Annotated in this window: 9 protein-coding genes and 1 pseudogene; 4 read left to right on the top strand and 6 right to left on the bottom strand. The window is 53.8% G+C overall.

All coding sequences use genetic code 11. The annotated features are described in order from the left end of the window. Positions 1–347: 347 nt before the first annotated feature. The 3 genes and pseudogenes from MUN79_RS32230 to MUN79_RS29735 form a co-directional block, all read left to right on the top strand. A pseudogene (locus tag MUN79_RS32230) lies at positions 348–756 on the top strand (replication initiation protein); the annotation flags it as partial. A 117-nt stretch (positions 757–873) separates the two neighbouring features. Next, positions 874–1,431 carry a hypothetical protein gene (locus MUN79_RS29740; RefSeq protein ID WP_375378293.1) on the top strand — a complete coding sequence of 186 codons (558 nt, stop codon included), beginning with the start codon at positions 874–876 and terminating at the stop codon, positions 1,429–1,431. 1,121 nt (positions 1,432–2,552) lie between these two features. Continuing rightward, complete coding sequence (locus tag MUN79_RS29735) at positions 2,553–2,804, top strand: HipA domain-containing protein (RefSeq protein WP_244678596.1); 252 nt, start codon at positions 2,553–2,555, stop codon at positions 2,802–2,804. A gap of 702 nt (positions 2,805–3,506) precedes the next feature. On the opposite strand, the gene MUN79_RS32225 is transcribed toward MUN79_RS29735, so the two are convergent. The 6 genes from MUN79_RS32225 to MUN79_RS29710 form a co-directional block, all read right to left on the bottom strand. Then, on the bottom strand, positions 3,507–3,800 hold the full coding sequence (locus MUN79_RS32225) for a DNA/RNA non-specific endonuclease (protein WP_375378288.1): 294 nt from the start codon (positions 3,798–3,800) through the stop codon (positions 3,507–3,509). A gap of 633 nt (positions 3,801–4,433) precedes the next feature. Continuing rightward, a complete protein-coding gene (locus MUN79_RS29730; protein ID WP_244678595.1) occupies positions 4,434–5,474 on the bottom strand; it encodes a trypsin-like serine peptidase in 1,041 nt (346 codons plus the stop codon). A 66-nt stretch (positions 5,475–5,540) separates the two neighbouring features. After that, a complete protein-coding gene (locus tag MUN79_RS29725) occupies positions 5,541–6,440 on the bottom strand; it encodes a hypothetical protein (RefSeq protein WP_244678594.1) in 900 nt (299 codons plus the stop codon). Between the two features lie 32 nt (positions 6,441–6,472). Beyond that, on the bottom strand, positions 6,473–8,839 hold the full coding sequence (locus MUN79_RS29720; RefSeq protein ID WP_244678593.1) for an ATP-binding protein: 2,367 nt from the start codon (positions 8,837–8,839) through the stop codon (positions 6,473–6,475). Positions 8,840–8,863: 24 nt separating this feature from the next. Further along, complete coding sequence (locus MUN79_RS29715) at positions 8,864–9,568, bottom strand: hypothetical protein (RefSeq protein WP_244678592.1); 705 nt, start codon at positions 9,566–9,568, stop codon at positions 8,864–8,866. A gap of 128 nt (positions 9,569–9,696) precedes the next feature. Further along, complete coding sequence (locus tag MUN79_RS29710; RefSeq protein WP_244678591.1) at positions 9,697–10,758, bottom strand: trypsin-like serine peptidase; 1,062 nt, start codon at positions 10,756–10,758, stop codon at positions 9,697–9,699. Positions 10,759–10,900: 142 nt separating this feature from the next. Between MUN79_RS29710 and MUN79_RS29705 the strand changes: the two genes are divergently transcribed. Then, complete coding sequence (locus MUN79_RS29705; protein ID WP_244678590.1) at positions 10,901–11,164, top strand: hypothetical protein; 264 nt, start codon at positions 10,901–10,903, stop codon at positions 11,162–11,164. The last annotated feature ends 18 nt before the right edge of the window (positions 11,165–11,182 follow it).

Raw genomic sequence — 11,182 nt, 5'->3', positions numbered from 1 at the left:
TTCTTTTTTTGTTGTTTTTTTGTTTGTTTGGTCTGGGTTTGAACCACCACCCTAAAAAGCTATTCGGATTCGGCATCAACAACCTTTGTGAGTTTATTTGTTAGTCCTTGTCTATTTGTAGTACTCATAAGTGTCTGATATTCAATAGTATATAATGGTATAAAACCACTTTTTATAAGCGAAAACCACTTTTTATTTTTTAGTACCACCTTTTATAAGCGAACTCTCACGTTTTATAAGTCTACCCACCACTTTTTATAAGCGAAAACCACGCTCAACTACCACTGTGGTTTTTATCTGCCGAACGCTTACATTTGCCTTATTCCTGCGTCCTTATGTCCTAGTTTATGAAGCCTGAAGATACCGCCGTTGTAGTTGTCGAGCCGGCTCCGGTTCCCGTCGTTCGTCAGCACAACGCCATCACCCAGGCCCGCTACGACTACACCGCCTGTCAGTTGGACATCTTCTTCTACCTGCTTTCCCGGCTGCGCCGGATGACACGCCGGACCAGGAGTATACCATCTACGTGAAGGACGTGGAAGCCCTGACCGGGCGGCAGTGGAACTACCAGCAGCTGCGCGAGGCGACGGCCGACATGGGCTCGCGCATGTTCGAGGTGGAGAATGAGCGCACGTACCAGCAGTTGTGGATGTTTCAGCGGGGGAGTACATCAAGGGCAAAGGGTGCCTGCAGATTCAGCTGGCGGCGCCCATCCGGCCTTTCCTGTTCAACCTCAAGGAAAACTTCACCTCCTATCAGCTGCACTCGGCGCTGAAGCTGAGCAGCAAGTATGCCAAGCGCATCTACCAGCTGGTGAGCCAATGGAAGGACAAGACGTCGACGCGGACCTACCCGCTGGACGAATTCAAGCAGATGCTGCACCTGAAAGACCCCAGGGGGAAGGAGCCGGAGTTGTTTCAGAACATCAGCCAGCTCAAGGCCCGGGTACTCGACATCGCCGTGCGCCAGGTCAGCGAGCACACCGACCTCAAAATTGACTACGAGTTGGTGAAGAAGGGGCGGGCCTACGACGCCGTGCGCTTTACCATCGCCCGCCAGCAGCCCCAGCAGCTGCCCATTCCTTTTGAGCAGCCGGCGGAGGACGCCGCGCGCACGCGGCCCGCCAGCACCTGGAGGCCCTCGGTATCAATCAGCCGCAGCTGGTGGCCACCATCCTCGGCGACCCAAGCACTTGGACCAACTCTTCAAATTCACGTACCAGTTGAAGACCGACAAGGTAAAGGCGACCAAAAATCCGGGCGGGCTGTTTTTGAAGATTTGCGGGCTACGCTGAGCTTCTACCTGGGTCGGTACGCTGTTGCCAATTGCAGACGCCGGGGTAAGCAAGGAAAGGGCTCAGGTTTTGTACCATTATCAGCACAACTGCCCGTTAGGCCCAGAAATGTGCGCTCACCATATAATGCGCAATAAATTGAGCTAATCTCTCTACTTTTGCTCATCATATATTGAGCATTATGCCCAAAGACCCAGTCATCCTTTTACCGCGTTTGCAGCAGTTGCTAACGCAAGCGGGAGAAAAACATCCGCCTAGCCCGACTGCGCCGCAAGCTCAGCGCGGCCGCGTGGCCGAGCGCGCGGCCATCAGCCGCAACACCTGCACGCCATCGAGCAGGGCGCTTCCACGGTGAGCATGGCGGCCTACCTGCAGTGCTGTTTGTGTTGGGCCTGGAAAGAACCTGCTCCAGTTGGCGGCCGACGACGTGCTGGGCCGCAAGCTGCAGGATGCCGACTTGGTGTGTTGAGCGTACGGGCACCTAAACAGTCTTCCGGCGAGTAGTCCCATGGCCAAAACCGCTGAACGCCGCCAACTCTACGTGTACGCCGACTGGCAGGCCTGGTCGATGGACGCGGTGATGGGCACGCTCTCGCCGTGCCGGTGCGGGTAAGGAGTGTTTTCTTTGCCTATGACGCGCAGTGGTGGCCTTGCCGCAGGCCCAGGTGCTGGACCCGGCGCTGCACTGTTTACCGGCCGCAGTACCTGCCGGAAGACCAAGCCAACTTCGCCTCTTTCTGGACTCCTCGCCCGACCGCTGGGGACGGCTACTCATGCGCCGGCGCGAAGCCGCCCTGGCCCGCAGGAGGAGCGCCGCGAGCGGCCGCTGCTCGAATCGGACTACTTGCTGGGGTGTTTGATGGCCACCGTATGGCGGGCTGCGCTTCAAAACCGACTTGGCCGGCCCGTTCCTCACGACAACAGGGCCATGGCCGCCCCGCCCTGGACCTCGCTGCGGGAGTTGGAGCACGCCAGCCTGCAGCTGGAGCGGGTGGACGCGCCCAGGACCCGGATTACCTCAAGTGGCTGTTTATGCTGGTGGCAACCGGGTCTTCGCTGGGCGGCGCGCGTCCAAGGCCAGCGTGGTGGACGAGCACGGGCAGCTCTGGATTGCTAAGTTCCCCAGCGGGCAGGACGAGCACGACGTCGGCGCCTGGGAAGCCGTGGTGAACAAACTGGCCCGCGCAGCCGCTGCAGGTGGCCACCGGCCGGGCCCAGCGCTTCAACAGCCGCCACCACACCTTCCTCTCTCAGCGCTTTGACCGCACGGCCGCCGGCGAGCGGCTGCACTTCGCTTCAGCATGACCCTGTTGGCTACCAAGACGGGGCCAGCTACCTGGAGTTGGCGGGCTTGCTCATGCAGCAGGGCGCCCAGGTGGCCGAAGACCTGACTGAGCTCTGGCGGCGCATCGTGTTCAACATCTGCGTCTCGAACACCGACGACCACCTGCGCAACCACGGCTTTCTGCTCACGCCCAGGGCTGGCGCCTCTCACCAGCGTTCGACCTGAACCCCATCCGCTACGGGCAGGGCCTCAAGCTCAACATTCCGTAACCGACAACGCGCTAGACCTCGACCTGGCTCGGAGGTGGCGCCTTACTTCCGCCTGTCGGGCGCGCAGGCGGAAGCGGTGCTCGCGCAGGTCGTGGCCGCGGTGCGGCAATGGCCGGACGTGGCCAGCCGGTACCAGCTCTCGCGCACCGAGCAGGAGTTGATGGCGGGGCTTTTGAGGCGGCACAGTAGCCGGCGAAACAGCCCACAGGCCATTTACAGGCACCGGCACTGCTTACGTTTTGTAACCGGAAAGCATCAAAAAGTGTGGGCAGCCAGATTACTTTATGATCTATAGGCGCTCAGCATTCCCATTCAGAGATTGACCGATAGCTGCTCACCCAACTGCCCACACTTTTTGATGCTCTCGGAGCACCTCCTGCGTTATGAACTGAGATTTTGAAGTCTACCATCAGATTTCACACGATCCAGGTTATTTATCAACTCTATTGTGCGCTCACCTGTCACGACTGCACGTTGTGTAAAGCCATCGTAATCCAGCAGAGCACTGAAGTTAATACCCGTCTGGTCCATAACCTCCTGAACGCTGATCTGATACGTTAAATAGCCAGCGAAAATGTATTCAAGTTCTGATAGCTCCTGCTGCTGACTGATTTTGTAGCCGTGGCGGACGGTCTTCCATCCTCCGTCACGATTGCTACTACCTTCCAGAAGGCCAGCGGTATTTTGGCCCTCTGTAATCTACATCAGCGTCGCTGAAAAACGGCCCCGTATATACATTTATCCTCATGCCGTCCGCTTTCGCCATTTTCAGAATGTGATTCTCAAGGCCAACCCAGGTTTTCTGATTAACGCTTGCCATTTGAGGACAGCTGTTGGTAAAGTGGAAGGTGTCGGCGTTAGCCTGCTTCGCGAAGGGGCCCCACACCGGATCTTCCCGCCGGACCATGTGTCCTCGGTCAAGCGAATTCCCATGATATAATTCATCTCCCATTGGTCGCTTTTATCTAATCGACCATCAAAATACCACGTATCAATCCGGTCCACCTGCTCCCTGTCCAAGCCCAGAAGATTCACAGCTGTCAGCATTGGTAGACGGCGGGAAGCAGACATAATCACGGAAAAGTTCTGATATTTTAACTCCACTCCGGTTCCGCCCCTGCGCAGAGGAAGCATATCGGAGGCATTTGCGCCGACCGCCAGTGGCAGCGGGATGTCCCAGCCGTGCAGAAAGCCGGATTCATACCCATTTCTGTCCTCAAACTTTACTGGCATGGTGGTAGGCTCGGAGCCGGCCGTTCAGGTGTTTCGGTGCCCAGACACGTCATCGTGTCGAATGTCGCTTTTCGGGATAGGTTGGCCGCACTCATGCTGTACAGTGTTTAAGAAAGGTGAAAAATGGTTCAGGCAGGCAATATCTTTACTTTGAGCCAGCCTTATTTATTACCGGCCCTGTCTATTAAATGGACACCGAACTCAAGCAGGTGATCCCTGAGGGTTTTACCGGAACGCCCATCCGTCTCGGCAAGGGCCTTTCCAAGAGTATGGCCATAGTTTTCGCGTGGCTCGTCTGATCTGCCACCGTAATGCAACCCGGCCGCTGCGTTTTCACGCCCGACCACGACGATTACCGACCCAGAGTTACCCCCAGGGTGGTTGCGTCGTGGGCATGAGTCCACGCAGGGCTGCTAGGTGCCCCCGCCAGCACCATTCCGGGCGCTAGCCGTTTGCACCCGTACGTGGATTGAAAGATCTGCTCAAACAACGAGGGAGGGAAGGGCGTATTCAAAAGATTAGGAGCACCTGGGTAACCGATGGTATAGACCGCTGTATCCGGCATTGCCCAGTCGGGAGCCTGGTCAAGGGAAAGATACATGCGGGGTCCTGCTGACTGACTGCTTGGTGCCAGTTCAATGAGCGCCAAGTCCAGCCTGGAGTGGTCAAGCTTTGATGCTCCCAGATCTATGGGTCGCTTCCCGCTGAAAACCACCCGGGCTAGATCCCTGGGGTTAACAGAATCCACCCCACGAAACTCATGACCGAAATCTATCCGTACACCTGCCTGCAGTTTCCACGTTCCGTCGGGCTTTTCCAAAGCAATCCCCTGCAGAACGTGGCGATTAGTCACAATCAGGTTTTCCGCAATCAGAAAGCCCGTGCCCGCAAAGCCCTGAACCGTAAAGGGCACGTCTATACGTCCGACACAGGCACCTGCATTAAACAACAGGTCGGCGCTCGCCACAATACTATTTTTCCAGCCGCCCACCGGGCTGCTACTGATGTTTACCGAGCCGTTCTGAATCATAAAGGAAGGTCTGGAGCCATCAGTGCGCACAATCGTTTCCAGGGCCGACAGCAGCCGGGTATGCTGCCGCAGGCCGGCCTCGTCCTGATCACGAATCATACGCAGGGCTGTGTCCCCATCCTTAAAAATCCGGTCAGCCAGTGAATGAAGGTCAGCTTTCCCACCCAGTTGCTCCTTTATTATACGATCCAACTCCGCCCTGACCGTACTAAGCCTTTCCCGAATACCTCCGTTTGACAGATCAGGGTCGTTATTTTCGAGGTGCTCGAGCAGTTGCCCTCCAGCCTTCATCATTTTCCTGTAATGTGCGGAAAGGCTCAGATCGGATGCGCTGGAAGAGGGATAGCTTACGTTGGGATGCATTTTTCGAAAGATTTACCGTGCGGCGGTGCCTGAATATCACTTTTATTCGATGCGGGCGTGACACGGTCATGAACCAAGTCTAATAAGATCATGAAAGCGCTGCAATACCGATGTTCGAATGGCTTCGTCCCAACGTGTATAGGCCGCGTGTACCTGAGCCAGCTTTGGACTTAGGTCCGCACATTCATTTCGGGCTTTATTCAGCAGTTCTCCCAGCGACCAGTTGCGGTCGATCAGTTCTATGTAGGATTCAAGGCCGCGCTCAGGATCTGCGGCGATGATGTCAGCGAATACACTCGGCTCTAGATCATCCAGTTCATAGGGGATAAGTGACGCGATAATTTTGGCCAAACGGGGAAAAGCTGAAGGGCCGGGATATGCTTCAAGGAGCGCAAAGCGGATGGGATCACGAAATTCAGGATCAGGCCCTCTGACAATAGCAAGAACTGATTCCGCGGTTCTTGCTTTTCCGGCCACGAAGAGCTTGACAGCGCGCCAGTTATTTTCTTTTTTATGCAAGGCGTCAACCGCGCCGAGCAGCCCCTTTGCCGTCCAGGATTTCGAGCCGGCTTTTCTGACCAGATTCTGAGCAACTTTCCCGATAAGCCCGTGCAGTTCGGCGTCGAGTCTCACCAAATCCTGCTCAAGAATTAACTGATTGAGAGCGGCAGGAGTCAGTCTCAATGTGGAGGGGGATAGGTTCAGACTATAATCCGGCCAGTCAGGATGAGCAATAAGATTCAGGAACAGTAATTTTCTTTTAAAATTTGAGGTCAATGGAAAGTAATCCTGTGTAACAACAGACTTTAACAAGTCCGCAGCGTAAACAAAGTCGAATGAACCAGCGTTTTTCTCCCGTGAGAGCATAATAAAACAGGCGCACAATCTGGTCATGCTCACCTGAAAATCAGGACCTATAGTTTTTGAACGCTTGTCAACATGTATAGTCTTGAGGGGATAAAACAAGCTGCGTACCGTATTTCTCGCTCCTGTACTATCTAATAATAAGCGGGAGGGGCAATAATTAAATTGAAATAAACAGAACTGACCGAAGAGCGCCCGGAATGCATATCGCTGCGTTTCCGGTCCACCCCACTGATCCGCCCCCGCAGTTCGCCCCACCGGGCGGTAACGAAAAGAGTCTCCCACTCCCATTGAAGGGAAAACGCAGAGCCTTTCCCGGCTGAGAAAGCTATTTTGGTATCAATTCCCCTCTGTAGCAGGTCCAGAGCCCTGCCGAACTCGCGGTCATTAAGAAGTCGTAGACCTGTATTGTTGTAGGCCTTAGGCAGATACCTATCCGGTAGCAGTCTTACATCTTCATCAGGAACATGACTATCAATGACAAACCGAACCAAAGTGGCTGCCGCCTTCGGCAGATCACTTAAAGCGGCGGATATATATGGTAGCGACTCTTTTACATCTGCCAGCTCTATTGCCCCGCCATCATGGGGAGTACGGCACAACATCAGCTGATGATACATGCCTTCAGACCACTCCTCTCTAGAGCGTCTGCTATTGAAAAAGTCCATGGCCCGCATGTGAACGGCATCAGCTTTTTCCTGCTCCTGTCCGGAAATTGCCTTAAGCATGGTGTTTCTTAGGTCCTTCTGATGCCACACTCTTCCCCTTTCATCTCTGCTCACCAGCCAAGTGTAAGAGCAGAGTGTGGTCAGGGCTTGTTCAATCGCTTCCGTTGAATCAAGTGAGCTAAGCACCTGAAGCATTCTGACATCATGGAGGGAAAAACTCTGCAGCGTTGGAATCACGACGTCCCGAATCAAATCCGCCGTTACGTAGCGGAGTATAAGCCCAGGATACGCAAGGGCCCGAGCCCTTTCATCACTGATTCGCAGTAGCACGCGCCTGTAGACAATACCTGCAAAAAGGTCCTTGGCTGCTTTCCCGCCCCGCAGAACCTCTTTTTCGAGATCAAAAACCGTGTCGTCCTCCGAATTTGATGCAATTGAAGCCAGCAGTTTAAGTTCCAGCGGTCTGCGGGGGAAATGCTTTGACTCAACAATCCGTTTCGCCAACATGGGCGAAACGTTGTGCTTACGCAGCACTTTTTCTGCTACCCCTGGTTCCAGTTCATCAACAAAAATGACATCTCCCTGATGTTGATGATACCTTTTAATAAACGATTCCGGCAGTCGCCCTGAAAAAATCACCTTCAGGACAACCGGATGGAGTACCCGGGTGAGTTGTGCCAGCCAGGAATATATAGGGTCTACCCCAACGCTGTGTACCACCTCCTCAAACGTATCAAGCACCAGCAGCAACGGACGGTCTCCCGCCGATGAGCTTTTTAGCAGTTCGCTGATCTCATAGGACAGTACACTCTCATAGGAAGTAAAGAACTGCCTTACAGCCCCATCAGTATTGCGTTCACGGGCATCCTGGATAATCTGATCTGTTCGGGCGCTTAAGCCAGGAGCCTGTTCCCCGATCTGTCTAACAATTTCCTTCTCAAGCCAGTATAAATCTCGGTAATCTACTCCCGGTCTGTCAAAATCGAGGACAACTATGGTAGCTTTCCGGTCCGTCAGAACCTGAAGCGCAAACTTTGCCAGAAGAGTGGATTTGCCTGCTCCTCCGATCCCGGTCAGCACCAGGCTTCGCGGTGGGATAATGCTTCGACCATTCCGTTCAGAGGACAGGAAGGCTCGTAACCGTTTAAGCTCCGGTGCTCTTCCATAAAAGCCATTTTTCAGCAGGACCCGGTATTCGGCCAGGAACTTATTATTTCGGCGTAAATGATTTATGCCTGTAACATCCGGCTGGGATATCCCAATGGATGCCGTGGCCTCCATTGCGGAGGCAAGAGCAAGCATGTCCTCCCTGGAGTTCTTTTCAAGATTAAGATTAGCTCCGTGTTGCAACAGGCGGCGCAGCATTTTTCCGAACCTGTCTGTCCGAGGATGTCGTTGCCTGAGCTTACTCGGCAGTAAGTCATGCCTTACAAATTCTGCAAGGATTTTCTTACGCTGGTTGTGTTTTAACAGCCATTTAACTTTATCACCCTGAATCTCTGTCAGGCAGAATGTCGCAAGTCTGTTTAATACAGCCTGCTTTGTACTGCTCTGCACGGAAGCTGAAAACAGTGAATCAGGGTCGAACCAGCCAATTAGCGCAGCTGTCTCCCGGGATTTGAAAAGCAGCTTATCCGTTATGTCAGAAATGACATTACCATCGGGATCACTATATGTATCATCTGATCCGGATGTTATAATTTCCGCCAATGACGCCTTTAATTGCTCAGGATCCACCTCTCTGTCCGAAGCCCCTTTTCCACTTTGCAGGGCGTTCAGCCGTTTTTCAATGCTGCTTGCCAATGAAAAGGCCTGTGTTAGTAACGAGTCCATAAACGGGGGCTATGCGAGCGTTTATTAATTAACGGTCTTCAATAGAACTGGGACTACAACTTTAAGCTTATGATTAAGCCTTTTTAATGCAGTCTCGGAGTCATCATTCAGAAATCCAGTGTATTCCTGATGCATCAGATTGGTGGCGAAGCCAATGGTCATGGCATCCACCGGCAGTTCTAGGTAAGCACTGAACCGCTCAAAAAACGTCTGGATGTGACTTTGGCTAGCATCTGAGGCTCGTTCACGCTCGACCAGTTGCGGAGTATGGTCACTGAGTGAGGCGGGCAGATCTCCTTTGAATCCATCCAGGACAACCCGTAGCCAGTCAACCCTTTTGAGTTGTTCATACAACAGCAAAAGCAGTTGAGAGGTCTGTTTATCCTTTATGCTGTAGTTGTTCAGGTCAGCGATTAAAATCCACACAAGCCGGCCGGTCCGTATATTCTGGAGGGAATCCATCAATTTGGGTATTACCTCATCCCTCATCCAAACGGTCGCTGTCGACTCCATCTCGGAAACCGGAGTAAGTGCTGGGGCCGAAAAACCGGCAATACCGGAGATGAGGGAAACCAGACCCGTGACGCTGATTGTTGATAATGCCTCAGAACTGAGGTTAATTTTCAGGTGCGCACCATCCGAAAGCATGGAATTAATCAGAGAGAGGCGATGGGTTTTCCCTCGCCCTCTGTCCCCCGCAATGATGACCAGCCTAGGGGTGCCACTCATTGCCGAGCGCCAGATTAATGTCTGGAAATCATCGCAGCCTAGGACGGGTTCGTACGCGCCTTCCTTTCCAATTGTCCAGACAGGTAACTCACTGCAATCCGGGGTGGGCAGAGGCGTTCCGCTGTCGTTTATGCAGGATAATATGTTAAGGATTGGTATTCCCCGGTTGGTGACCATCTTTTTATCCCCCCATGGCCATCCCACTGCCCCTGGTGAAGGCCGAACAACATAAAGTGCTTGTCAAAACAGGGGCCGCCGGATGACCCACTCATTGTGTTCGCGTGGTGAAGGAACCGGATTCGAGGAAACACTTTCGGATTAGGCGGATCCACTCCTCCAACTTTACCTTGGTCCACTTTCATAGTATGGCCTCCCGGATGCTGGAAGACAATGACGCTCTCGTCAACCATCGGCACAGTGGCCCTGGCATCGAGCGGGGCCCAGCGTCTTTCCAGCCCGATTGCCCTTGATAGCTTGATAATCACATAATCCCAGTGGTTGTCCAGCAGGGTCAGGTCTTCTGGCAGTGAATTATTCAGTTCGTCGTCCTGACATGCGCTATAGCTGACGCACCAGTCGTTATGAGCCTTTACCTGTGTTGAAGGCGCTGGCTGTAAAGCCTGCCCCCGGTTGACAATGGATAGAAAATTGCCGAATTCCACCTGGATACGCGGTCCGGATGATTGCCTGGGCACCCACTTGTCTGCAGCGTCCTTCTCAAACAGTTCGCTCACTACGTGCCAGGCCGTCAGTACGAGGTGGGGCCCAATCAGGATGCCGGTTCCCTTTGCGATGCCATCAATGGATACCTTTCCCGTCCATTTCATCGCATTCGCTATCCCGCGATAGAGAATATCGGGCTGAGCAAATGCCCTTGCGACGTTCGTAATAGCCTGTAATGCGGCATTTTGGTTATTTTTTTTGAGTTCAGCCTCAACCGTTGACTTCGCTAAGCGCCCGTTTTCAAGCCCCTCATCAATGACTGCATCGAGTAAAGCATCATGCCAGCCCTCTGCCTGAGCAACACGAATAGCTGCTTTGAAATCCTCCTGATCGTTCCCACTCGTGGCAATAGCATCAAATAATATTCGCTGAGCGGGGGGAATAGCCGTCTGTGCACGTAAAAAAACGTTGCCAAACGCGTCTCGTGAAGAGTTAATTGCCTCAGCTATATCCTCAATGAGTTGCATACATTCTGCAGTTTATAAAAACGCAACCGGTTCCCGGAAACGCCTTCCACGATTAATTAAAGGCTGTTTGAAGCAATATAACATGCTATAGCGGATTCGAGAACAGTTCGTCCGCCATTTCGGCGGCTGCGTAAAGTGGAAGATGAACCCGTATTCGCTTGATTTGAGCAGCCGCGTGGCGGCGGCCTGCCGGGAACCCGGGGCCCACAAAGCGGCCGTGGCGCAGCGCTTTGGCGTGAGCCACTCGTTTGTGAAAGACCTGGTGCGGCGCGAGGCGGCCACGGGCTCGCTGGCGCCCAAGCCGGCCACGGGCGGGCGCGCCCGGTACCTGGATGCGGCGGCGCAGGCTTGGCTGATGGCCTACGTGCAGCAGCACCCGGACGCGATGCTGGCGGAGCTCAACTAGGCCTGGCAGGCCCAGGGC

Origin of the sequence: Hymenobacter cellulosilyticus, assembly GCF_022919215.1 — a bacterium.
Classification (GTDB): domain Bacteria; phylum Bacteroidota; class Bacteroidia; order Cytophagales; family Hymenobacteraceae; genus Hymenobacter; species Hymenobacter cellulosilyticus.
Note: the sequence above shows the minus strand (reverse complement) of the source record. Positions and strands in the feature narration are given on the sequence as shown.